The sequence below is a fragment of the Leifsonia shinshuensis genome (assembly GCF_013410375.1).
GTDB lineage: Bacteria > Actinomycetota > Actinomycetes > Actinomycetales > Microbacteriaceae > Leifsonia > Leifsonia shinshuensis.
This window is the reverse complement of sequence record NZ_JACCFL010000001.1, coordinates 4,264,703-4,288,701: the sequence shown is the minus strand read 5'-3', so window position 1 is coordinate 4,288,701 and position 23,999 is coordinate 4,264,703. Positions and strand designations below refer to the sequence as shown.

Sequence of the window (23,999 nt, the reverse complement as noted above, 5' to 3'; positions counted from 1 at the left end):
CCTCCCGTGCTACGCCTCGTCTCTGGGCTCGTGGCACTGCTCCAGATTTCCGTTAACGGCTCATTGGTCGTTCACTGCTTAGGTCCTTTTCTGCATGCGTAGGTCAAGTCGGGCGTCTCCCAACTCTCCGATCGGACCCGGCTTGCGAGCGACCGTGAAGAGCCTGACCTAAGTCCACCGCACTAACCGCGAATAGCACCATCGGAGCGTGGATGAAACATCCCGCCGGCTCGCACGTTTTCGCAACATTCGCCGAGCAAGCTGGATTGGACACGGCGTCGCTGGCCATTCTGAAGAACCTCTCGCTGGCTCGCATGCTCGAAGCGACGGGCTCGCCGGATGCAAATGGTGTCGCCCAGCAGCTGCTCGCCCAGCAGCTGCTGTCCCAGATAGCCGAGGCAAACACCGGCGCGGCCGACGCAGGCTGGGTCGAAACCATCACCCCAGCCGTGTCGCCCGTGAAGGCGGATCGGTTCTTCGCTGCCTTCTCGGAGCCGACCACGTATTTCGATCCGGGTCACGACGTCATCGACGCCGCGTTTCTGGAGTGGCGCGGTGAACTTTCGCGGTTCACGGCGAATTCGCTCACCGATGACCCGGCATCCAGATCGCAGTTGGTCCGTCAGGACAGAGCCGCGTCCTTCGATACTACTGCCGCTCAGACGGTCGCACTCCAGCTCGGCAGCGAACACCAGGCGCGTGCCGAAGGTCCGGCCACCTTCACCGGTATCGACGACGGGTTCGCTTACCTGCTGCTCGACGAATTCGAGCTGCGGGGTACCAGTTGTACCGCAGTCGGAATCCGCATGCGGGGGATTGGTAGTGGGTTCCGGACGCGCGGTTGCCGACGGGAGCTCGTCATGGCTCGGTGATCCGGATCTCCGCGGCAGAGCGCAGGCGACTGAGCGCGGCGTTCCCGCATCATAGACCCGCGATCTTGGTGGAAGCGAGCGCTGACGAAGGCATTCCGAGGTGAGGGATGGCATTGCTGCGGAACCATCTCCCCAACAGCTTCGCCATCGCCGCCATCACCATCCGCCGTACTATGACCGACACCTTCGCCGCCGGCATCGCAACCTGGTATATCGCGCGGAAATTCACCGCCCTCCCACGCATAGAACGTATTCCGGGCGATCCCGTGCTCGAGACAGAACGTCGTCACCGACCCTCGAGGCGCATCATCGGGCCACTGGGCGATCGCTAGACGGCCCCGAGGATCAAGGCTCAACACGACTCATGCCTCAAAGGTGGCGCCATCCCGCGATGGTCGTGATCTGGTTTTCGGTGAGGGGTTTGCGGACGTCGAGGAGGGCGCTCGCCATCGACCACAACAGATGGATCCACTGGCCGCCCCTGTGGCCGCGCGAGGTACTGGTCACGGAACCCCCCTAGTTCGTCCCGGGTGGTTATCCGACTTGAGACCACCGTAGGGCCAGGCTGTATCGTCACCTTCGAGGCGCAGCATCCACGACTTCCTTGAGGCGGACATCAACGCAGGCCGTTGAAACACGAGGTGGGCGAGGTGCAATGCACCTCGCCCACCTCGCTACCTACTCGCTACCGGACGTTGCCGTAGATCCAGGCGGTATTCGTCGGCGTCAGTCGGTAGCGCAGGCTGAGCTGGTCATCCTCCGACCACGCACCGGTCGTCGGATTCTGGCGGACGAGCGCGATCGTGATCGGCTGGACCGAACCGTCGGCGGCGGCTCCGCTGGTGAGCGCGCTGCGCGGGATGACGACCTCGATGCGTCCCGTTGTCGGATCCCATTGCGGTGCGATGACGGACGTGATCGAAGAGTCGGCCGTCCACGCTCCTCCGCTGACCGAGAAGTGGGCGTAGTTCGTCGAGTCCGACCACCGTCCCACCATGTACGCAGCTGGTCGGGGGAGAGTCGCGCCGTACATCGCGGTTGTGCTCGTCGCCGTGGAGCTGTTGCCCGAGTAGTCGCCGGCATAGACGTTGACGGCGAACTTCGGCGTCGTGTTGTAGCCGGGGAGCGTCCCCGACGCGTTGTCGATGCGGATGTAGATGTTGTTGGCATCGTTGGCGATGGCGACGTTCTTGATGTCTGTTTTCGCATCGCTGCTGGCCTCGTTCCCGACCTTCGAGACGAAGTACGGGATCGGGTTCCACTGGGGCCAGTCTCCTGTTGTCCCCGAGCTCACCGTGAGGCTGGCGTTGGAGCCGGCGTCACTGATGGGCGCGTAGGTCCGAGTGTCCGCCTGGTGGGTGTAGACGAGTGCCGCAAGCACGTACCAGGCGCCGGTGACCGGTTCCACCATCGTGGAGATGATCGGCTTCTGGCTCACATTGGAGACGGCCTCCCCGGGAGGCATGTAGCCCCCTGCGGTGCGCGTGACGTACCACGTGAGCCGGTTGAGAGCGTCGGTGGTGTTGCCCGTGTACGTGTCGTCGATCGCCGCGTACATCGACATCTGCGGCCAGGACGGTTCAGCGGCCAGCGCTTCGTTGCCCGCAGGGCTGTATGGCGACGTGTAGTAGAAGTTGTCTCCTTGGTACCGCGCCAGCCCGTAGGTGTCGTGGGTCAGGGTCGAGATGATCTTCGACAAGTGCGAGACGGCACGACTGCTGCTCGGGTCGACCACCCCCGAGACCATCAGCATGTCGGACGACGAGTCGATCGTAGTCCGGGCCGTGTTGTCGGCGTTCACCGCTCGGTTGTAGTAGCCGTCCGGCGAGTTCCACATGCCGGCGGGCGAGTTGAGCGAACTCGTCTGCAGTGCGGTGGCAATAGATCCTGCGGCATGGCTCCAGGTGTCCGCATCCGTGGTGTCGCTCTTGCTTTGCGCGACGGATTCGGCAGCCCACAAGCCACTGACGTAGAGGGCCTGGGTGAAGGCGTTGTACTCCTGCGTCTCCTCCCAGATGGACGCGTCCTTCGGGCCGAGCCCGTTGCTCGCGATGTTGTTCGATACGAAGTTCGCGGCCTTCTGGATTTCCGGCCAGACGGCGTCCCGGAATCCGGTGTCACCGGTCTGGATCCAGTGCCGATACGCGCCGATGAGGAAGATGCCGACGCTGTCGAGTTCCGGCTCGACGAAGCTCACGTGCTGACCGGTCCAATTGTCGTAGGTCGTCCCGAAGGAGCCGTCGGCGTATTGGACGCTCGCCAGCCATCGGAAGTATTTGTCGGCCTCCGCGTGATGTCCGGAGCTGTCCAGAGCGAGCGCGGTGACCGCGGAGTCCCGAACCCAGCTCTTGTAGCCGTAGGCGATCGGGTTCGTCGCGGCCGGCCATACGCCGAGAACCGGGCTCTGGGACTGCTTGATCGAGACCAGCGCCCGGTCGAATGCCGTCGAAAGTCCGGTATCCGTGAAGTTGCTAGTCGTACGGGATCCTGCTGCGAGCCAGTTGGAGTATGCCGTCGTGGTGTTGTTCAGCCAGTAGGTTCCGGTCTGTGCCCGCGCCGCGTCGGCAGCAGCGTTCGCGTTGCTGGCCGTGTCCGCGATCGCCAGGTAGAAGGAGGCGGTTGCGTCGCCCCCGGCGGGAACGTTGACCTTCTTGTTGATGGCCAGGTCGACGTTCATCGCGCTGACAGAGCTGTTGTTCGCCAGTGTGCCGTTGTTGTCGAAGGTGTACCAGGGAGCGACGGTCGCGCTCGTCAGGGTGGAGTTGGTGTCGTCGCCGACCTGGTGCCCGTCGGCGCCGTCGAGCGCGCCGAGAGCCACGTGGTACTGACCGCTGGCCGACATGTCCGCGTCGGCGGCGTTGCGTGTCGCATCCCAGGATGCCGCGACGCTCTGGCCGGAAGATCCGGTGTTGTTGAGGTGGACGGCGTCGAGGACGTTCAGGTTCACCGCGCTTGTGCCCGGGTTGTGAAGACGGTACTGGACGACGACGAAATGCTGGTTCGGGACGAACGCGTAGTCCCGGCCGATGGTGACGGTGGTGGCTGACCCATTGTAGGCGCCGTAGTCACTCCGGAGGACGCCGCCCGAGTCGAGGTAGCCGGTCGCGCTACCGAAATTGTGGACCTGGTCGTACTTGTTGCCGTTCGTCTCGTCGCGGAAGAACCCGGTGTAGTCGACGATCTGGTTGACCGCGGAGGCGGAGGTCGCGCCGGTGGGGGAGTAGTGGAGTTCGCCGAGTCGCGGGCCGTACTGCGTATTCGAGTCGGTCTGGGCCAGCTGCGGGGCCATCCAGATGCCCGTCGTGTCCGTCCAGTTGTTCATGTAGAGGCTGCGAGCGGTCTCGGTGGAGGGCTGCGTAGGTGACGTTGCTGAAGCGTGGGTCGGTGCCGCGACCACGCTGAGCGCGGTAGAGCCGAGCAGGGCGAGCACGACGACGGGCGCTAGTCGTGAGGTGAGTTTGTCTTTCATCGACGCCTCCTTGGTCGACTGGGGATGGGAACAGGGCGAGTCTTGACCCCGTCGGTTAGTTCTGTCAAGCAAATAAATGCCCCAATGCCCGATTGCTGGGGCGGGAGAAGCTCGAGGAGGCGGTCCAGACATATTTGATTGACAGAACTAACTGACGCCGTCATGATGTGAACTGCTCGACCCCCTTAGGAGCACAACGATGTCACGCCTTAGGAGCACGAAATGTCACACACCCACGCTGTCCGAGGACGGCGCCTTCGAAACGTCCTGACAGGCAGCCTCGTTGCAGCCGCCACCATTGCCTCCCTCCTCGTCGGGTCCGCCGCATACGCATCCGGGGGAACCCCCACTCTCACTAGCGCCTACGTCAACCAGGCCCGGTACGCGCCCGGCTCGTCCGTCACCGTGACAGCAGTCGTCGCCGAGACCAGTGGTGCCGGTTCCTGGTCTGGTCCTGTCGGCTTTACGGTGTCGCACCTCGGCAGCACCGTGGCCACCGGGACAGCGACAGCGAATGTGGTAGCCAATGGAACCCAATCGGTCACCTGGAACACCACGGCCCCGAGCACGGATTTCACCGGATACCTGGTCACAGTAACTGCGGGAGCATCCACCACCCAGACCGCGATCGACGTGTCCAGTGACTGGAAGCACTTCCCCCGATTCGCCGCCCTCACCACGTATCCGTCCGGCACCACCACGGCGCAAGCGCAAGCCGACGTCGATCAGCTGGTCCGCGAATATCACATCAACGCCTTCCAGTTCTACGACTGGATGTGGCGCCACGAGAACCCGATCCAACGCAACGCCAACGGCACCCTCGCGTCGACCTGGACCGCCTGGAACGGCGACGTCATCTCGCCGATGACCGTCCAGAATTACATCTCCGCCGTCCACAACGACGGCGCCGCGGCGATGCCGTACTCGATGTCGTATGCAGCCCTGCAGAACTACCAGAGTGTGTCGGGGGTGGACCCGAACTGGGCTCTGAAGTACGCGTCCACCGGCCAGCCGTGGGCCTTCGAGATGAAGCCCAACCAACCCAACACGAACCTCTACATGTTCAACCCCGCGAACACCAGCTGGCAGAACTACATCACCGCCAAGTACGTCGACGAGGCGAACACGATGGGGTTCGACGGAGTGCATCTCGACCAGCTTGGCAACTGGGGCGCGATGACCGACACCTCGAACAACCCCGTCGATCTCCCGTCGGGCCTCGCCTCACTCGTGGCCGCATCCCGAACCGCGCTCGGCACGGGCAAGGCGCTTGGGTTCAACGCTGTCGACGGATACGGCGGCGACAACGTCGCCAGTGGAAAGCAGACCGACTACCTGTACAGCGAGCTCTGGGACAACCATGAGACCTATTCGGCGATGAAGACCTACCTCGACACGCAGAAGCAGGAGTCGGCAGGCATTCCCTCGGTCATCGCGGCCTACCCGAACACGAAGGATGACGCCGGCCCCACGTACGAAGCCGAGAACGCGAGCCTGAGCAGCGGACTCACCGTCAACTCCGACCACGCCGGCTACACCGGCACCGGGTTCGTCGCCAACTACGGCAACACCGGCGACACGGTCACGTTCACGATCACCGCCCCCGAGACCCGCCGCTACAGCCTCGTCTTCCGGTACGCGAACGGCGCAGCGGGCGACGCCACACGCAGCGTCGCCGTCGACGGAACGACCCTGGGCAACGTCACCATGCCCACCGACAGCAACTGGAACAACTGGCACTACGACGCGGATATCGTCACGCCCACTCTCACAGCGGGCACGCATACGGTCACCATCTCCGTCGGCAGCGGCAACACCGGATTCGTGAACCTCGACAATCTCGTCCTCGGGACCCTCGACACCAACTCCGTCGAACTCGAAGACGCCGCCATCGCCGCCTCCGGTGCAACGAACATCGGGATGGCGCAAGGCGACTCGATGCTGTCTGCGCCTTACTTCCCCGACCACGACAAGCAGATGACCAACGCACTGCGCGCGTGGGAGAAGAACTACTACGACTTCATCACCGCATACGAGAACCTTCTCTACGGCCCGGATGTGCACTCCGTCGACTCCGGGTCGCAGCTCCTCTCGATCGCAGGCATAGCGACCTCCGGCGACGCTTCGGCGAACACTGTCTGGACCGACCTGAAGAAGACCTCCAGCGACGATGTCGTTCAGCTCGTCAACCTGCTCGGAAACGACAACACCTGGCGCGAAGCGGGTAAGGCCACGCCGCCTGCGCAGACGAACCTGGCGGTGAAGTACTACATCGGGCCGGATGAGACCCCGACGGCGGTGCATGTCGCCTCGCCGGACAGCAACAACGATGCCAGCACGAACCTGAGCTACACCATCGGCACCGATGGCAACGGCCGCTACATCAGCTTCACCGTGCCGAAGCTGAATGCCTGGGACATGATCTACATCGACCGCGGCTTCAACACGCCTAGCGGCAACCAATACGAGGCCGAGAACGCTGTGCTGACCAACGTCACCACCAACACCAACCACGCCGGCTACACCGGAAACGGATTCGTCGACAACTTCTATCAGACCAACAGCGGCGTGTCCTTCACCGTCAACGCAGCGACGAGTGGCAACTACCACCTCACGCTCCGGTACGGCAACGGTGGCTCCACGGCTACGCGAATCGTCGCCGTCGACGGCCAGCAGGTAGCCACGCCGACCTTCCCTGCGCAGGGCACCTGGGACTCCTGGACCACCCTGTCCGTACCGGTCACCCTCACACCGGGCCTCCATACGGTCGTCATCTGGTGCACCGGGGGAGTGGGAGCGATCAACCTCGACAACATCACGGTCGGACCCTGACTGCGAGTCCGTAGGCAGCCCGCGGTTTCGTCCGTGGGCTGCCTTCCGGACGGGGCGCTGGAGCGCGAGAGCGCGCTTCAGCGCCCCTGCGCGTCAACGCTCCAGCGCGTCAGCGCGTCAGCGCCTTTCCGCTCCGGGATGCGTGCCGAGCACGTAGGTCTGGATGGCGATGACGGCGGCTCCGCGGCACCATTCGAGGTTGTCGCCGGAGGTGGCGACGAGGTCGAGGCGCTTCGCCCGCGGGTCGCGGTCGGCTGCGATTCCCTGGTCGACGGCCTCGCGCGCGATCTCGAACAGGCGGACGCCTTCGCCGCCGAGGATGATGCGTTCGGGGACGGTGAGGTTGGCCATGGCGGCGAGGAGGCGGCCGAGGCCCCGGCCGGCATCGTCGACGACGCGGCGAGCGGCGGGCTCACCGGCCACGGCCAGGTCGAGCGCCTCGTCGTACCCGACCTCGCGTCCGAGCGCCGCGCTCACTTCGTGGGTGATGGCTCCTTGGGTGAGAACGCTGCGTGCACATCCTCGGTGGCCTGCGGGGCAGAGCGGGCCGAATGGGTCCAGTGGCCAGTGTCCGATGAGTCCGATGCCGGTGTCCTCGTCGGCGACGATGCCGTCGTGGATGACGAGGCCGTACCCGATGCCGACGCCGAGGGTGATGACGGCGAAACGGTCGAGCCCGCGCCCGTAGCCGAACCAGTGCTCGGCTTCGGTGAAGGCGACGACGTCGTTCTCGATGATCGTCGAGATGCCGGTGCGCGCCTCGATCATGTCGACGAGCGGGACGCCCTCCCATTCGAGGAAGGCGGCACTCGCCACGGTGGAGTTGTGGGCGATGCGGCCGCCAAGGCCGACGCCGAGCGCGGTGACCCCCGGGACTGTGCCGGCAAGCCGGTCGGCGACCTGGGCGATCGCATCCGCCACCGACTCCGGGTCGCGCGAGCTGAAGGATGCGCGGTCGGCGCTGATCACGTTGGCGCGAAGATCGGTGGCGACGCCCTGGACGTCATCGGCCGTGAGCTTCATTCCGATGAAGTGGCGGGAGTCCGCCACGATGTCGAGCGGGCGGGATGGGCGACCGGTGCGACCCTCCGTGAGCTCGCCGGTCTCGACCAGCAGCCCGCTCTCGATGAGAGGAGCGCTCAGGCGCGTCAGCGATCCTGGGGAGAGATCGAGCCGACGTGCGATGTCGCTTCGTGAGAGGGGCCCATTGATCAGCACTTCGAGTGCGACCGAACGGGAGGCACCCGTCCCGGGTGTCCATGAGGGAGCGCTAATCGTCACGCCGACCCCTTTCTGTGTCCCCCCACTGTGGCATAGCCAGATTGTTTCGTCAATCAACGAATGGGGTGGACGAACGTGGACAAAAACCCGAAGTTGACACCGACTTCTTTCTGCTCTAGAAATAATTCACATGATGAGCGCTCGAGTTGAGCGCTCCGGTCACCCTCTGACAGGAGAACTGCAATGAAGCGTTCCACCGCACTGGCCACGTCAGCAGCAATGGCCGCGGCCATCGCGCTGGTGGCGGCCGGCTGCTCATCCACCTCGGCCGGATCCTCGAGCGACGGCTCGTCCAGCAACCCCGTCACCCTAACCTTCTGGGGATCCTATGGAAACGGCGGCAACTCGACCCAGCAGGATGCACTGAACAAGACACTGATCCCCGCGTTCGAGAAGGCCAACCCCGGCATCAAGGTTGACTACGTCGACATTCCGTACGACAGCCTGCTCCAGAAGCTGACCACGAGCGCAGCCGGCGGCACGCTGCCCGACCTGGTCCGGTCCGACATCGGCTGGGTGCCTCAGTTGGGCCAGCTCGGCGTTCTCACGCCGCTGTCCGACAGCATGAGCGACTTCGGCACCCTCTCGAAGGCGACCTACCCGGGTTCGCTCTCGACCAACAAGTACAACGGCAAGTACTACGGGCTTCCGCTCGACACCAACACCCGCGTGCTGATCACCTCGCAGAAGGCTCTGGCTGCAGCCGGGATGAGCACCCCGCCGGCGACCTTCGACGACCTAAAGCAGATGGCGGCGAAACTCAAGGGCACCGGAATGTCCGTCTTCGCCGACGGGGGGCTGGGCGGCTGGAACATCTACCCGTGGATCTGGTCGAACGGCGGCAGCATCACGAACTCCAGCCTGACCAAGGCCACCGGCTACCTGAACGGCGACAAGTCGGTGGCGGCCATCCAGATGCTCGTCGATCTGTATAAGGAGGGACAAATCCCGAACCTCATCACAGGCAACCAGGGTGCGACCTCCACGTCGGACGGCCTGCCGACCGGCAAGTACGCGACCATCCTCGATGGCCCGTGGATGAAGGGCATCTGGGGCGGACAGTACAAGGACTTCCAGCCGATCTACGCACCGGTGCCCCACGGTGACGGACCGTCGACCAGCGTCGTGGGCGGCGAGGACATCGTGCTCACCGCATCCTCGAAGCACCAGACCGCGGCCGAGAAGTTCATCCGGTTTACGCAGTCCGAGTCGTTCCAGATCGACATGGCGAAGACAGGTCAGATGACGGTGATTCCGGCATACGCGTCAAAGCAGGCCGCCATCGATCCGTATTACACGATGTACGCGGACCAGCTGAAGACGGCGAAAGCGCGCCTGGCGATCCCGCAGGGGGCGAAGGTCGACAGCATCCTCAACACCGCGCTGACCCCGGCATTCACGGGATCCACCAGCGTCAAGGATGCGCTCACCACGGCGGCCCAGCAGATCGACCCGCTGCTGACCGGCAAGTGACCTCGTGAGCACCACCAGAGTAGACACCGCGGGCGCGGCGGGGAGCACCCCCGCCGCGCCGCGGCCCTCCACCGCTCCCGGCCGCCACTCGGCACCGCCAGCGCCGCAATCGCCGCGACCGCGGCGGCCGATGACGGCCGGCCGCGTGCTGAGGCGCGCGACGCCCTACCTCTTCATCGCCCCCGGTTTTCTCCTCTTCGCCGCGCTGATCCTCTTCCCCATCGCTCAGGCCGTGCAGATGAGCTTCTACGACTGGAAGATCGTGGCCGGGGCGGTAAGCCAGTTCATCGGCCTGGACAACTACATCCGGGCGTTCTCGGACGGGCATTTCTGGCTGAGCCTCGCGAACAGCGGCATCTACATGCTCTTCACAGTGCCGCCGCAGATCGTCATCGGCTTGTTCATCGCTCTTCTGCTCAAGCAGAAGAGCCCGACCCAGCCGGTGTTCCGGGTGCTCTTCTATCTGCCTGTCATCACGAGCTGGGTCGTGGTGTCGTTGCTCTTCAAGTACCTCTTCGCCGACGGCGGCCTCATCAACTTCACGCTGCACGACTTTCTGCACCTGATGAACTCCGACGTCTCCTGGCTTTCCGGCCGATGGACGGCCCTGGTCGCGATCTGCGCGCTGGGCGTCTGGAAAGGCGTTGGCTGGTCGATGATGATTTTCCTCGCCGCGCTGCAGGGAGTGCCCCGCGCGCTCGAGGAGGCTGCGATGATGGACGGCGCCGGCCGCTGGCAACGCTTCCGTACCGTCACCGTCCCGGCCATCTGGCCCACGCTCCTGTTCGTCACGGTGATGCTCGTGATCGGCGGCTTCAACGTCTTCACGTCGGTGCTCCTGATGACCGGCGGTGGACCAGGCGGCGCGACCGATGTCGTCCTCACCTACATGTACAGCCAGGCGTTCAAGTTCCTCGACTTCGGCTACGGTTCCGCTCTCGCCGTGATTCTGTCCGTGATCGTCTTCGTGCTCGCCATCGTCCAGCTGCGCGTGTTCCGTGACCGCAGCGGAGAGGATCTCGCATGACCGCCACCGCCGCCGCTGCAGCAGCCGGGCCCCCAGCAGGCAGGCGGCTCGGCGCCCGCCGAGCCCGGTCCCTCGGCACCGCCGCTCGCATCGCCATCCTGATCGTCGGGGCGGTAGTCATGGTCACGCCGTTCCTCTACATGCTCTCCACCAGCTTCAAGAGCCAGGCGTACGTGCTGACGGTTCCGCCGCAGTTCATCCCGAACCCGGCGACCACGGCGAATTACACCCAGGCGTTGACGACGCAGGACTTCGGACTCTACTTCGTGAACTCCGTCATCGTGGCGGTCATCTCCACGGCCCTGTCGCTGCTGATCAGTTCGATGATGGCCTACGGGTTCGCCCGGTTCCGGTTTCCCGGACGCGAATGGATGTTCCGCATCCTGTTGCTCGGGCTGGTCGTGCCGGCGATGATGCTGATCATCCCGCAGTTCGTCATCGCGAAGTTCTTCGGCCTGATCGACTCGCTCGGCGGCCTGATCGTCTTCTACGTCGCCGGGTCGCTCGCGCTCAACACCTTCCTGCTGCGCGGATTCTTCGCCTCCATCCCCGACGAGCTCGACCAGGCGATGCAGGTGGACGGCGCGAATGCGTGGACGAGGTATTGGCGTCTAGCGATCCCTCTGGCCAAGCCCGCCCTGGCGACGGCGACCATCTTCACGTTCCTCGCCTGCTGGGACGAGTTCGCCTGGGCCCTCACCATCATCAACACGCCGCAGCACCGCACGCTGCCGATCGCCATCGCGCTGTTCCAGGGCGAGAACGCGACCCAGTGGGGCCTCGTCTTCGCCGCATCCATCATCGCGATCGTCCCGGTGATCGTCGTCTTCCTGGTGTTCCAGCGGTACTTCGTGCAGGGCCTGACCTCGGGGGCGGTGAAGGGATGAGCGAGACGATCGTGCGCACCGAGTTGCTGCCGGAGCGCTCCTCGTTCAAGGCGGGCGAGGATGTCCGCGTGGAACTGTGCGGAGCTTCCAGCCCGGGCACGCTGACGCTGTGGCACCTGGGCGTCGAGGCGGGGAGCTGGGAGACCGAGGGCGCCGGCTATCTCTCGCTCGGCTCGCTCGCTCCCGGCGGGTACGGGGTCGAGTGGACGGATGGCGCATCCATCACGAGAACCGCGGTCGAAGTGACCGAAGACCCAGGCGCGCGTATCCGCTACGGCTTCACCGTGGACTACTCGCCCGGGCGGGATCCACGGGGGCTCGCCGACACTGTCCGCCGCCTCCACCTCACCGACGTGCAGTTCTACGACTGGGCCTATCGCCACGCCGAGCTGCTCGGCGGTGGCGAGGAGTACGAGGATGCGCTCGGCCAGCCCGTCGCCCTGGGGACCGTCCGCCGCCTCGCCGACGCCGTGCGCGCGGCCGGAGCTCGCGCGCTCGGCTATGCCGCCGTTTACGCCGTCGGCCCGCAGGAGTGGGACCAGTGGAAGGACTGGGCGCTCCTCGACGCCACGGGCTCGCCGTACGCCCTCGGCGACTTCCTGTTCATCGTCGATCCGGCGGCCGTGTCGTGGCTTTCGCACTTCCGTGAGGAGCTCGCGGCTTCGATCGCGACGGTCGGTTTCGACGGATTCCACCTCGATCAGTACGGCTACCCTAAGCACGCTCGTCGCGCGGACGGCCTGGTGGTCGACGTCGGCAGCTCGTTCGAGGCGCTGATCGCCGGGGTGCGCGACCGCCTCCCGGAGGCGCACCTTGTCTTCAACAACGTGAACGACTTCCCGACGTGGGTGACCGGCGCAAGCCCGCAAGACGCCGTGTATGTGGAGGTGTGGGACCCGCACGTGACCCTCGGCGCTCTGGCGGCGGTCGCCACACGCGCCCGCGCGGCCGGTGAGGGCAAACCGGTCGCCATCGCCGCCTACCAGCATGTCTACGACTCCGTTCCAGCGGATGCGGCCGACAGGGCGACCGCGTTCACGATGGCGACACTGTTCTCCCATGGGGCCACCCAGCTCCTCGCCGGCGAGGCCGACCGCATCCTGGTGGACCCCTACTATGTCCGCAACCACACGGTGGAGCCCTCGACCGCTGAGCTACTCCGTCGCTGGTACGACTTCATGGTGGAGCACGACGAGCTGCTGTTCGACCCCCGCATCGTCGATGTCACCGGTTCCTACGCGGGGCCGTACAACGACGACATCGACGTCTCGTATGCAGCAACGCCGGTCTCGGGCGAGCCCGTAGCCGGAGCGGTCTGGCGACGTGTCACGAGCACCCCTCGCGGGCTCGTGGTGCAGTTGATCAACCTCGCCGGCCAGCCGGACACCCTCTGGGACGGACCCAAGGAAGCGCCGGTCGCCATCGGCGAGGGTGTCTTGCGCATCCGGAGCGTGGCCGGTTCATCGCCCCGCGTCCGCGTCGCCGACCCGGATCTCTCCCCGCGGCTCGTCGAGGTTCCCGTCGCAGCCGGCACCACCCACGCGACGGTCACCCTGCCGGTCCCCGGCACCTGGCAGCTCGTGCTCATCGATCTCGATCCGAACGGAATGGAATGACCGACGTCACGCTCCTGCCGACCGCGGTTCCGCCGCGCACGACGGCCGAGGAAGATCCGTGGTGGCGCTCTGCCGTCGTCTACCAGGTGTACCCGCAGAGTTTTGCGGATGCGGACGGCGACGGCATCGGCGACCTGCGGGGCATCTCCCAGCACCTCGACCACCTGGAGGAGCTTGGTGTCGACGTGATCTGGCTGTCGCCGATCTACGCCTCGCCGGGCGACGACAACGGCTACGACATCAGCGACTACCAGCAGATCGACCCGATCTATGGAACTCTCGACGATTTCGACCAGCTGCTGGCGGACATCCATTCGCGGGGCATGAAGCTCGTCATGGATCTGGTCGTGAACCACACGTCGGATGAGCATCCGTGGTTCGTCGAATCGGCGTCCGGGCCCGACAGCCCCAAGCGCGACTGGTACTGGTGGCGTGCACCCCGGGAGGGCTTCGCCGGTGGCGAGCCGGGGGCGGAGCCCAACAACTGGGGGTCGTTCTTCTCGGGATCCGCGTGGCAGTACGACCAGTCGTCGGGCGAATACTTCCTGCACCTGTTCTCGCGCAAGCAGCCGGACCTGAACTGGGAGAACCCGGAGGTCCGGGGTGCTGTGTACGACATGATGAACTGGTGGCTCGATCGGGGGGTCGACGGCTTCCGGATGGACGTCGTCAACCTCCTCTCGAAGGTGCCGTCGCTGCCGGATGGCGTCGTCGCACCCGGCGCCCTCTACGGCGACGGCTTCCCCTTCTATGCCCAGGGTCCGCGCATCCACGAGTTCTTGCAGGAGATGCACGAGCGCGTCTTCGGGCACCGCGAGGGCGCCTTCCTGACCGTCGGTGAGATGCCGGGCGTCACGGTCGAGGATGCGCAACTGTTCACGGATCCGTCGCGCCGGGAAGTGGACATGGTCTTCCAGTTCGAGCACGTCGGCCTGGACCACGGACCGGGCGGCAAATGGGACCCGCGTTCCGCTAGCGTCCGCGATCTCAAAGAGTCGTTCGCCCGGTGGCAGGACGGCCTGGCGGAGGCCGGCTGGAACAGCCTGTACTGGAACAACCACGACCAGCCGCGCGTCGTGAGCCGATTCGGGGACGACGGCGAACACTGGCGTGAATCTGCAACCGCCCTGGCGACCGTCCTCCACCTCCAACGCGGCACTCCGTACATCTATCAAGGCGAGGAGATCGGCATGACCAACATGCCGTTCGCCGACATCACCGGATTCCGCGACATCGAATCGCTCAACCACTACGCCGAGGCCGTGCAGCTGCGCGGCGTCGCTCCGGATGCGGTCCTCGCCGCCCTGCGCATCATGAGCCGCGACAACGCGCGCACACCATTCCAATGGGCGGCTGAGCCGAACGCCGGTTTCACGACGGCCGAGCCGTGGATCCCGGTGAACCCGAACTTCGACCGGATCAACGCGGATGCTCAGCGACGCGATCCCAAGTCGGTATTCGCGTATTACCAGGCTCTCGTCGCGCTCCGACACTCCGAACGTGCCATCTCGCACGGCAGCTTCCAGCTCCTACTGCGGGAGCATCCCACCGTGTTCGCGTATTTGCGGACTCTGGAGGCGCGGCAGGTTCTCGTGCTTGCGAATCTCGTCGGCACAGCGGCGACGTATGAACTGCCGGAGGCCGAGGCGTGGGAAGATGCGGAGCCCGTGCTCGGGAACATCGGGGCGAACGTGCCGCGAGTGGATGGGCGCCTGGGGCCGTGGGAGGCTCAGGTGTTCGTCCGGGACGCTCGGTAGCGCGCTACCGCAAACGGGCGGTCTCACACATTCGGGCCGAGGGAGTCAGCTGTCGTGCGAGCCCGGAGGCGGGCTCGTGGTGACACCGAAAGGCGCATCGCCCGTTGGGTGACCTGGCCTCCGCCCGGCGTCGAGCCTCGCGGGCTGCACGGAACCATAGGTTTCCATCCCGTTTCGCGCTTGAGAAACGCAAATGTGGGCGGGTCAGTGAGCGAGACCTCTCTGACGTCGGAGGCGTCGCTTGAGCTAGGTAGGGGCAGTTGTCTGGGCCAACTCCCTTACAGCTCCTCTGCACCGTCTTGGAGGGCTGTCGCTCTCTGCGAACGCGCTACAAAATCTGCTTACGCTTCTTCGCCAATGTTGCCTTCGGCGTCCGTGGGCACGGAAAACTCAATGGAGGCAACGGCTTGAAGAGGCAGCGCGGTGTATTCATTGCGAAATTGGTCAACCACCCGACCCGAATATCGCGACCAAATGGGCGGGGGACTTGTGAGGGGCGCGGGCCCCAGTCGGCCTGGTGGGGATGGGCTGCCGCATCCGGGCTGGGCGACCCGGGTTCCGGTCGCGCACCGTTTCGGCTACTCCGCCGCCATGGTGGCCACGTCCGTGCGGTTCGTCCGGGGCTTCTCTTGGCCGGCACGCTTCTAGCCCGTGGCGAGGGCGCGCCACGTCGTCCCGACGGCCTACGCGGGTCCAAGGAGCGGTGAGCCGGGACAGCAGGGGGACAGTTGTAGTCATCTCCCCTTTGTGCATGGCGCTCTACTAGTGGCATCCACTCCCGAGTCTTGCGGCCACGTCCCGAGTGTCTTGACCCTGCTAAGGTGGAGTCCCCGTAAGGGGACCGAGGGTTCAAATCCCTCCGTCTCCGCCGATGTATATGCTGGTCAGGGGCTATTTTCAGTTGCTCTATTTGACCCAAAACCCCACAAAAGCCCCACAGTTCACCCTGTAGATCCGCGCCATTACTGGGATCTGGCGGTAACGGAGCCCCCACAACTGGGTGAAGCTGTGGTCATCGAAACAGTGCCGTGGGCATCGACCTCGGCGCACCGCGAACCGCTGACGCACGACTATCTGCAGTGCCGGCTGTGCAGCCGCAGCCGCGCGAAGAAGTCCTCGATAATCAGCCGCCCCTCCAGCCGTTCGCAGACGAACCGGTTCGGACCCGCCGCCCTGTAGGTGCCGGCGCCCGGCCCCAGCGTCGAGAGCGCGAGGGGCGCACTGTCACCGAGCGGCCATACCGGGTCCGCGACCATGCCGGGAGGCAGCGGCAGGTTCGCATAGCGGTCCCACAGCCACTCGCCGACCGGGCCCGCCGAGCTGAGCCGGTCTTCGAGCTCCGCTACGGTGAGGGCGATGGCCCGGTAGACGTCGATCGGGAACGAGTAGATGGTCAACGCGTCGTGCGAGAACACGAAGTCGTGGGCGGCTACGTCTGTGTCGCGGTTGTACTCGAAGTCGCCTGAGTCGGCGGACCCGCCGACCCAGGCGAGGGTGATCGATTCGACGATCCCCGGATCGGCGCGGAGCGCGTCGGCGATGTTCGTGAGCGGGCCGCCGCAGACGATGAGCAGTGGGGAGTCGGCGCTGCCACGGCGCGCCTCCTGAACGATCCGTGTGGCGGCGGCCGAGTTACGTCCCTCTGACCCGAATGCCTGATCGCAGCCGGCCACGGCGGCGCCGGGACGCTCCTCCCCGAGCAGTTCCAGAAGCTCGTCGGCCGCCGCGGCTCCGCGCGCGGCGGTTCCGGCCGGGTCGCCGAACACCGGGCTGAGCGAGGAACTCGTCACTGCCACCACCTCGTCAGTGGGCGACAGCACGTGATGGGCGAGCGCCGCGAGCCCGTCGGGGTCGCCCGCCCAGTCGTTATCGATCAGGACACGGTGCCGCTCGAGGTGGTACCGCATGCGCTCAGGCGGAGAGGGTCGCGGAGCGCAGGCGGGCGACCTGCTCGGCGAGAACCCCGGCACTCGGTTTCGGGGTCCGCTCGAACGTGTCCCGGTTCACCGACAGGAGGCCGAGCTTGGGGCCGTAGCCGAAGATCCACTCGAAGTTGTCCATCAGGGTCCAGTGGCAGTAGCCGAGGACGGGAGTGCCCACCGCGATCTGCTCTCCCAGGGCGTCGAGCGCGGCGGGGATAAAGCCGGCGCGCAGCCCGTCGTCATCGGTCTGGATTCCGTGCTCGGTGACCAGCACGGGAACGCCCGCCACCTCGTGCGCGTACCGGACCGCTCCCGCGAGCGCCGCCGGCTCAACGGCGCTACCCATCCCGTTACGCGGTCCGTCGGGAATGACCTCGCCGTTAGGGCCGTGATAGGTGCGCTCGTAGTTCTGGACGCCGATGAAGTCGTCGTCGCGGGCCACCCGCAGCCAGTGGTCGTAGACCGCCGCGCGTCGGGCGTCCCGGTGGCGCTCGCCACCGGGGAGAGCGACCTCATCGCTCATCGCGATCGAGACACCGACCGGGAGATCGTCGCGGTGCGCCTTGATCGCCTCCCGGGCGGCCCGATGCGCCGCGGTGAATCCCGCCTGGAAGTCGTCCTGCGCTGTCGCCGGAATGACGTTGGACGCGAAGTACCGGTCGCTGCCCGCGGCCCGCGCCGCGGCCGCGAGCATCTCGATCTTCAACCCCTCTGCCGCGAGAGGGAGCTTGCCGCCGGCCTGCAGGAGCTGCTCGAGGTTCGGCTCGTTGAGCGTCACGGCCGCGGCGATCCGATCGCCGAACCTGCCCATGACCCGGTCGCACTGCGCAGCGAAGAGCTCGGCCGAGTCCGATGCGAGCCAGGAGCCGGCCGCGGAGAACCAGTGCGGCGAGGCGAAGTGGTTGAAGGTGACGATCGGCGCGAGCCCTCGCTCGTGGCACCCGTCGATCACGCGCTCGTAGTGGTCGAGCGCCGCTTCCGACACCTCCCCGCGCCGCGGCTCGATCCGCGCCCACTCGACGGAGAACCGGAAGGCGGTGAGGCCCATGCCGGCGACCGTGTCGAGGTCGGCCGGCCAGAGCTCATAGCCGTTGCAGGCCGAACCGCTCGGCTCCCGGAAGAGCGTCGGCGCCGTGTGCTCCAGGAACCAGATGTCGCTGTCGACGTTGCCTCCCTCGTTCTGATGACCGGCGGTGGCGACGCCCCAGAGGAATTCGGGCGGGAATGCGGTGCTCATCGAGCCCCCTTCTCGAACAGGATGGCGGGTGACGGCGAAGGTAGCACGAAAACCTGAAGGGTTTCAACTTTTCATCTCGATACTGCTACCGTGCTGGCATGGCAGGTCCCAGAGGCGAGTACCGCAAGTCAGCCGATCGCCGCGCGCAGATCATCGAGGCGGCCTTCGACGTCTTCTCCCGGGGCGGCTACACGGCGACCTCCGTCAACGAGATCGCCAGGGCGGTCGGGATGACCCAGACCGGCCTCCTGCATCACTTCGCCGGCGGCAAGCTGGCCCTTCTCGAGGCGGTCCTCGACAGCCGCGACAAGAAGGCGGAGAACACCCTGGAGGGACGGACCGGCCGCGACTTCTTGGCGGGCCTCATCGAGATCTCACGCGCTCAGGCCGGGCAGCGGGGCGTCGTCCAGCTCTACACGATCCTCTCCGCGGAGGCCACCGACCCGGAGCACCCGGCACACGACCACTTCCGCGAGAGATTCGAGCGCATCGCCGACGCAGTCACAGCCGCTCTCGAGGAGACCCGCGACGCGGGCGGCCTACGTGCCGATGTCGATCCGCGCACGGCGGCTCTGTCCATCCTCGCCATGACGGAGGGTCTCGAGCTCCTCTGGCTCAACGGCTTCGACGTCGACATGGCCGAGGACGTCCGCCGCTTCATCGGCACGTACCTCATCGACCCCTTGTAGGAGCGGCATGAGCTTGCGTGAGCCGCTCGTCTGATCGATCCCGGAACCATCGATGGCTTAGGCTCGCTGTCACCACACGCCGGACCGGCCGCTTCGGAGAGACATGGACGTCCCCATCCACACCCTGCGCTACTTCTGTGTGCTCGCAGAAGAACTGCACTTCGCGGCTGCAGCGGCGCGGCTCAACATCTCGCCGCCCTCCCTGAGCCAGCAGATCTCGCGGCTGGAGAGCGTCGTCGGGGAGCCGTTGTTCGAGCGGACGTCCCGGGCCGTCGCTCTGACGACTGCGGGGGAGGAGCTGCTGCCGCACGCACGCCGCGCGGTGGACGCGCACCAGGATGTCATCGACTGGATCACCGCCAGGCACAACGCGCCCGCCCCTGTTCTCCGCATCGGAGTGGTCGCGGCCGGAGCCGGCCCCCTCACCTCCCGAGCGATCGCGAGCGCCGTCCAGCGAATCCCAGGACTACGACTCGAGATGCGGAAGGTCGGTTTCTTCGACCCGCAGGTGGAACTCGCGGCGGGCCGAGTGGATGCGGTCTTCGCGCCAGCGCCGCTCGCGGTGGACGAGGACGTCGTGACGGCGACGCCGATGTGGACCGAACCGCGCGTGCTGGTGGTGCCGGCAGGGCACCACCTGGCTGAGCGCGCCTCCATCACCATCGACGAGACCAGGGACGAGACCTTCGTGGCCGTCTCAGGGGGCGACCCGCGGGCGATCGCCTGGTGGCTCGTCGACCCGCGCCCGGACGGCAGCCATCCACGCGTCGGTCCCGTCGCCCAGGACATCGACGGAATCCTGGCCCTGGTGGGTGCAGGCATGGGCGTTAACATCGCGGCGGCTTCAGCCGCGACACACTACCGTCGCTCCGAACTGGCGTTCGTCCCGATCGAGGACATCGAGCCGGCCACGATCCTCCTGTGCACCCGTCGCCGGCGCGACCCGGTGGTCGCGGCGTTTGTCGCAGTGGTTGAGGCGGAAGCTCGCGCCGCGCGCGCCTGACACAGTCCGCCGGTCATGCGCCGGCTCAGGCCGCGTCGGTCGCAGCGGATGCGCGCAGTGCGCGCCAGGTCTCCCGCCGCCGGGCCTGCTCGTCGGGGTCGGGCACGGGTGATGCCGCCATCAGCACTCGTGTGTAGTGCTCCTTCGGGTTCCCGACGACCTCGGCCGTCGTGCCCTCCTCGACGACCCGGCCACGGTTGAGAACCACGATGCGCTGCGCCAGGAACTCGACCACGGCCATGTCGTGGGCGATGAACAGGTAGCCCAGCTCGGACCGTTCCCGGAGGGAGGCCAGAAGGTTCAGGACCTGCGCCTGCGTCGACAGGTCGAGCGCGCTGACGGCCTCGTCGCAGACGACCAGGACCGGGTCGGTGATCAAGGCGCGTGCGATCGCGATTCGCTGCCGCTGGCCTCCGGAGAACTCGCGCGGGTAGCGGGCCGCCGAGGCGGCGGGAAGACCGACGGCGTCGAGAACCGCGGTGATCCGGCTGAGCCGATCGCCGCGCGATGTCCCCGCCACCCGCAACGGCTCGCCAATCGCCTGCCCGATGGTCTGCCGCGGGTCGAGGGAGGAGTACGGGTCCTGGAAGACGGCCCGGAGCTCGCCGCGGAGGGCGCGGCGCTGTGCGGCGGAGGCCTGGGTGATGTCGCGGCCCTGAAACAGGATCCGCCCGCTGGCGACGGGGACTAGTCCGAGGATCGCCCGGCCGATGGTCGTCTTCCCCGAACCGGATTCGCCGATCAGACCGAGCGTCTCGCCCTGACCGATGGTGAACGAGACGTCGTCGACCGCCGGCGCCGTGTTCTTGCCGTACCGGACCACGAGATTGCGCACCTCGAGAAGCGGGGGCGCGATCGCCGCGGTGCGGTCCTCCGTCGTCGTGTGTGCGCTCATGCGGCGCCCTCCTTGTCCGTGGGCGTGAGCCACGCCTCCTGCTGACCCCGGACCTCGTCGCGTCTGACGCAGCGGACGCCGCCCTCTCCCTCGAGCCTCGGCTCGAGCGGGACGATGCTCCGGCAGGCGATCGTCGCGAAGCGGCACCGGTCTGCGAACCGGCATCCGCGTGGCCAGTCGGCGGGCGCGGGGACCTGGCCCGGGATGGTGGCCAGACGGGCGAGCCCGTTCGGATCCGCCGCCATGTGCGGGTCGGCGGCGAGCAGAGCCATCGTGTACGGGTGCTCGGGCCGGAGGAGCACGTCGCGCACGCTTCCGGATTCGACGATCTCGCCCGCGTACATTACGGACACCTCGTCACAGAGGTCGGCGACCACGCCAAGGTCGTGGGTCACGAGGATCACCGACATCGACCGCTCCGCGACAAGGCTGCGAAGGAGCGCCAGGATCTCCGCCTGCACGGTGACGTCGAGGGCGGTAGTGGGCTCGTCGGCGATGAGGAGCTTCGGCCGCCCGGCCAGGGCGAGCGAGATCGCCACGCGCTGGGCCATCCCTCCAGAGATCTGGTGCGGATAGCTCTTGAGGACGCGTGGCACGTCGACGATCCCGACGTCGGTGAGGAGCTGAGCCGCGATCGTGCGGGCTTCGGCCTTGCGAACGCCGCGAAGCCGCTGGATGGCGACCCGCAGCTGCCAGCCGACCGTGAACATGGGATCGAGGGCGCGAGTGGGCTCCTGCGAGATGAAGGCGATCTCATGCCCGCGCACTCGCTGGAGCGTTTTCTCGCCGGCATGGGCCAGGTCGAGGGCTCCCCAGCGGATCGACCCCGAGCGGACGGACAATCCCGGCGCAAGCAAGCCCAGCAGCGAGTAGGACGTAACGCTCTTTCCGCAGCCCGACTCTCCGACGAGCCCCGTGACCGTGCCTGGGCGGACGCGCAGGGAGACGCCGGTCACCAAGGCGGGTCCGTCATCGACGCCGATGACGAGGTCACGGACGACGAGCTCGCCGTCCGCAGGCGTGCCGGATGCGGCCGCGTCGTTGGGAGCATCCAGCGGCCGGCGCCCGTCGAGATCGACGATCGGAGCGACCGGCGCGGACTCGAGGATCGCCTCTGACGGCGCGAGCACCGAGGCCCGCTCGAGTTCACCGGCGGCCGCCGTCCTGCCCCTCCGTCGCCGCAACGAGATGAGGGACGGAGGCGTCGCCGCGCCGCCACCGAGGATGTCGGCGAGGGCGTTGGCGGCGATGAGCGTGAGGGCGAGGATCCCGCCGGTCGGGATCATCATCCACGGGTCCTGGAAGATGTACTTGGCCGCGGTCTGGATCATGCCGCCCCAGGTCGGGGTGGGAGGCTGCGGTCCGAGCCCGATGAAGGCCAGTCCGGCCTGGAGTCCGATGGCCACACCGAACAGCAGCACGAACTGGACCACGATCGTCGCCGACATGTTCGGCAACACGTGACGCAGGCTCGCGCTCATCGGCTTCACCCCGTCGATCGCGGCGGCCTCGACGTAGAGCTGCCGGTGCAGCGACTTCGACTGGCCGAAGAAGATCTTGTAAAGCGCTCCGAAGAGGATGACGCCGAAGATCCCCATGACCAGGGGCATGTTCGTGCCGACCGCCGCGATGACGGCGAGCACGATGACGGTTCCGGGGAGCGAGAGCACGATCTCGGCGACGCGGTTCGTGACGCCCTCGGCGCGGGGGCGACGCGACGCCCACAGCGTGATGGGAACGGTGATGAGGACCGCGACGACGGGGGTGATGAGCGCCACGAGCAGCGTCGGCGCAGCCGCGGTGACCAGGCGGGACAGGATGTCACGGCCCAGCTCGTCGGTTCCGAGCAGATGGGCGAGGGAGGGACCCTGAAGAACGGCGCCGAGGTCCTGCTGGAGCGGACCGTAGCGCAGCCACAGCGGGGAGGTGAGGGAGGCGACGACGAGGAGCACCAGCCAGGCGATCGCGACGACCGCCCAGGGGGAGCGGACCAGCCGCCGGCTGAGCCGGCGCTCCGTGCGTCGCGGGAGGGCGATGGAGGTTGTCGAGGGTGTCATGCGGCACGCAGCTTCGGGTCGAGGACGCGGGTGAGGAGTTCGAGCACGAGGTTCACGACGACGACGACGAGCGTCGCCACGAGCACCAGGGCCTGGACGAAGGGGAGGTCGGCGGACCCCACGGCGGACTGCATCGCCTGTCCGATACCGGGCAGCGCGAACAGGACCTCGATCACGGCCGAGCCGCCGAACAGGACGATGAACATGATCCCGACGCTCGCGAGGATCGGGAGGCTCGCGCCGCGCAGGGCGTGGACGTAGATGATGCGGTTGGTCGGCGTGCCGAGCGCCCGGAGGCTGCGCATATGCTCCTGGGTGAGGACCTCGGACATCGACGCGCGCGTCTGGCGCGCGATGCCGGCGAGCGAGGTGACCGCGACCGTCAGAACGGGCAGGACGAGTGAGCGGGCCCACATGGTCGGGTTGACGGAGAAGGGGACGAAGCCGGTCGCGGGGAGCAGGTGGAGCTGCACGGCGAACACGAACACGAGCAGGACGCCGACCCAGAACGGCGGGACGGAGAGGAGGATGCCGGAGACCGCCGTGATCCCACGGTCGACGGATCCCCGCCGGACGGCGGCGACCACGCCGAGGGAGATTCCCGCCGCGCACGCCAGGAGAGTCCCGAAGACCGCCAGCGCGGCGGTGACAGGGAGCCGTTTGGAGATGTCGTCTCCAATGCTCCGCCCATCGATGAGGGAGGTGCCGAGGTTTCCGTGGAGGACCTGCCCCCACCACGCGACGTACTGCTGCGGCCACGGCTCGTACCACCCCGCCTTGACGTTGTAGGCGTGGATCTGCGCGTTCGTGGCCGTGTTGCCGAGGGCGACGCCGCCCGGGGTCGAACCGGAGAGGTGGACCAGCACGAAGGCGATCGCGGTGGCCACCAGGACGGTGAGGACCGCGAAGCCGACGCGCTTGAGTGCGAAGAGGATCATCGTGAGCTCCGAAGAGGTCCCGGTGACGGCCGGAGCCGCCACCG

At 66.7% G+C, this 23,999-nt stretch carries 18 protein-coding genes and 1 tRNA gene; 11 read left to right on the top strand and 8 right to left on the bottom strand.

From position 1 onward, the window contains the following. The first annotated feature begins 212 nt into the window (after positions 1-212). Together HNR13_RS20620 and HNR13_RS20615 are read left to right on the top strand one after the other, a co-directional pair. On the top strand, positions 213-872 hold the full coding sequence (locus HNR13_RS20620) for a glycoside hydrolase family protein (RefSeq protein ID WP_179608787.1): 660 nt from the start codon (positions 213-215) through the stop codon (positions 870-872). A gap of 107 nt (positions 873-979) precedes the next feature. After that, entirely contained in the window at positions 980-1,204 is a 225-nt protein-coding gene (locus HNR13_RS20615) for a hypothetical protein (protein WP_179603901.1), read from the top strand. 37 nt (positions 1,205-1,241) lie between these two features. Here HNR13_RS20615 and HNR13_RS20610 read toward each other — a convergent pair whose 3' ends face one another. Further along, positions 1,242-1,379, bottom strand: a complete 138-nt coding sequence (locus tag HNR13_RS20610; protein WP_179608786.1) for a hypothetical protein — start codon at positions 1,377-1,379, stop codon at positions 1,242-1,244. A 178-nt stretch (positions 1,380-1,557) separates the two neighbouring features. Further along, positions 1,558-4,341, bottom strand: coding sequence for a glycoside hydrolase family 15 protein (locus HNR13_RS20605; RefSeq protein WP_179608784.1), 2,784 nt, complete (start codon positions 4,339-4,341; stop codon positions 1,558-1,560). A 222-nt stretch (positions 4,342-4,563) separates the two neighbouring features. Between HNR13_RS20605 and HNR13_RS20600 the strand changes: the two genes are divergently transcribed. Then, on the top strand, positions 4,564-7,173 hold the full coding sequence (locus HNR13_RS20600; protein ID WP_208041632.1) for a glycoside hydrolase family 66 protein: 2,610 nt from the start codon (positions 4,564-4,566) through the stop codon (positions 7,171-7,173). A 117-nt stretch (positions 7,174-7,290) separates the two neighbouring features. On the opposite strand, the gene HNR13_RS20595 is transcribed toward HNR13_RS20600, so the two are convergent. Further along, the gene (locus tag HNR13_RS20595) at positions 7,291-8,223 is read right to left on the bottom strand and encodes an ROK family protein (RefSeq protein ID WP_343063645.1); all 933 of its coding nucleotides are present in this window, start codon (positions 8,221-8,223) and stop codon (positions 7,291-7,293) included. Between the two features lie 414 nt (positions 8,224-8,637). Between HNR13_RS20595 and HNR13_RS20590 the strand changes: the two genes are divergently transcribed. From HNR13_RS20590 to HNR13_RS20565, 6 genes are all read left to right on the top strand, one after another. Then, the gene (locus tag HNR13_RS20590; protein ID WP_179608779.1) at positions 8,638-9,927 is read left to right on the top strand and encodes an extracellular solute-binding protein; all 1,290 of its coding nucleotides are present in this window, start codon (positions 8,638-8,640) and stop codon (positions 9,925-9,927) included. 4 nt (positions 9,928-9,931) lie between these two features. Next, positions 9,932-10,954, top strand: coding sequence for a carbohydrate ABC transporter permease (locus HNR13_RS20585; RefSeq protein WP_307794793.1), 1,023 nt, complete (start codon positions 9,932-9,934; stop codon positions 10,952-10,954). Further along, complete coding sequence (locus HNR13_RS20580) at positions 10,951-11,841, top strand: carbohydrate ABC transporter permease (protein ID WP_179608778.1); 891 nt, start codon at positions 10,951-10,953, stop codon at positions 11,839-11,841. Before HNR13_RS20585 ends, HNR13_RS20580 begins: the two co-directional genes overlap by 4 nt. Next, positions 11,838-13,457, top strand: coding sequence for a glycoside hydrolase family 66 protein (locus HNR13_RS20575; protein WP_208041633.1), 1,620 nt, complete (start codon positions 11,838-11,840; stop codon positions 13,455-13,457). The genes HNR13_RS20580 and HNR13_RS20575 overlap by 4 nt, the downstream gene beginning before the upstream one ends. Next, positions 13,454-15,214: a glycoside hydrolase family 13 protein gene (locus tag HNR13_RS20570; RefSeq protein ID WP_179608776.1), complete on the top strand. Its 1,761-nt coding sequence runs from the start codon at positions 13,454-13,456 to the stop codon at positions 15,212-15,214. Before HNR13_RS20575 ends, HNR13_RS20570 begins: the two co-directional genes overlap by 4 nt. Before the next feature lie 720 nt (positions 15,215-15,934). Then, positions 15,935-16,082 (top strand) — tRNA-Ser (locus tag HNR13_RS20565). Positions 16,083-16,284: 202 nt separating this feature from the next. On the opposite strand, the gene HNR13_RS20560 is transcribed toward HNR13_RS20565, so the two are convergent. Then, positions 16,285-17,121 (bottom strand): nucleoside hydrolase, encoded by an 837-nt coding sequence (locus tag HNR13_RS20560; RefSeq protein WP_179608774.1) that lies wholly within the window; start codon positions 17,119-17,121, stop codon positions 16,285-16,287. A gap of 4 nt (positions 17,122-17,125) precedes the next feature. Further along, positions 17,126-18,373 (bottom strand): family 1 glycosylhydrolase, encoded by a 1,248-nt coding sequence (locus HNR13_RS20555; RefSeq protein ID WP_179608773.1) that lies wholly within the window; start codon positions 18,371-18,373, stop codon positions 17,126-17,128. A gap of 98 nt (positions 18,374-18,471) precedes the next feature. Between HNR13_RS20555 and HNR13_RS20550 the strand changes: the two genes are divergently transcribed. Together HNR13_RS20550 and HNR13_RS20545 are read left to right on the top strand one after the other, a co-directional pair. Further along, a complete protein-coding gene (locus HNR13_RS20550; RefSeq protein WP_179608771.1) occupies positions 18,472-19,062 on the top strand; it encodes a TetR/AcrR family transcriptional regulator in 591 nt (196 codons plus the stop codon). 103 nt (positions 19,063-19,165) lie between these two features. Next, a complete protein-coding gene (locus HNR13_RS20545) occupies positions 19,166-20,065 on the top strand; it encodes a LysR family transcriptional regulator (RefSeq protein WP_179608770.1) in 900 nt (299 codons plus the stop codon). Between the two features lie 25 nt (positions 20,066-20,090). Here HNR13_RS20545 and HNR13_RS20540 read toward each other — a convergent pair whose 3' ends face one another. The 3 genes from HNR13_RS20540 to HNR13_RS20530 are packed head-to-tail and all read right to left on the bottom strand — an operon-like array spanning position 20,091 to position 23,955. After that, positions 20,091-20,960, bottom strand: a complete 870-nt coding sequence (locus tag HNR13_RS20540) for an ATP-binding cassette domain-containing protein (RefSeq protein WP_179608768.1) — start codon at positions 20,958-20,960, stop codon at positions 20,091-20,093. Continuing rightward, a complete protein-coding gene (locus tag HNR13_RS20535; RefSeq protein WP_179608766.1) occupies positions 20,957-23,017 on the bottom strand; it encodes a dipeptide/oligopeptide/nickel ABC transporter permease/ATP-binding protein in 2,061 nt (686 codons plus the stop codon). The genes HNR13_RS20540 and HNR13_RS20535 overlap by 4 nt, the downstream gene beginning before the upstream one ends. After that, the gene (locus tag HNR13_RS20530) at positions 23,014-23,955 is read right to left on the bottom strand and encodes an ABC transporter permease (RefSeq protein ID WP_179608765.1); all 942 of its coding nucleotides are present in this window, start codon (positions 23,953-23,955) and stop codon (positions 23,014-23,016) included. The genes HNR13_RS20535 and HNR13_RS20530 overlap by 4 nt, the downstream gene beginning before the upstream one ends. Positions 23,956-23,999 lie beyond the last annotated feature (44 nt).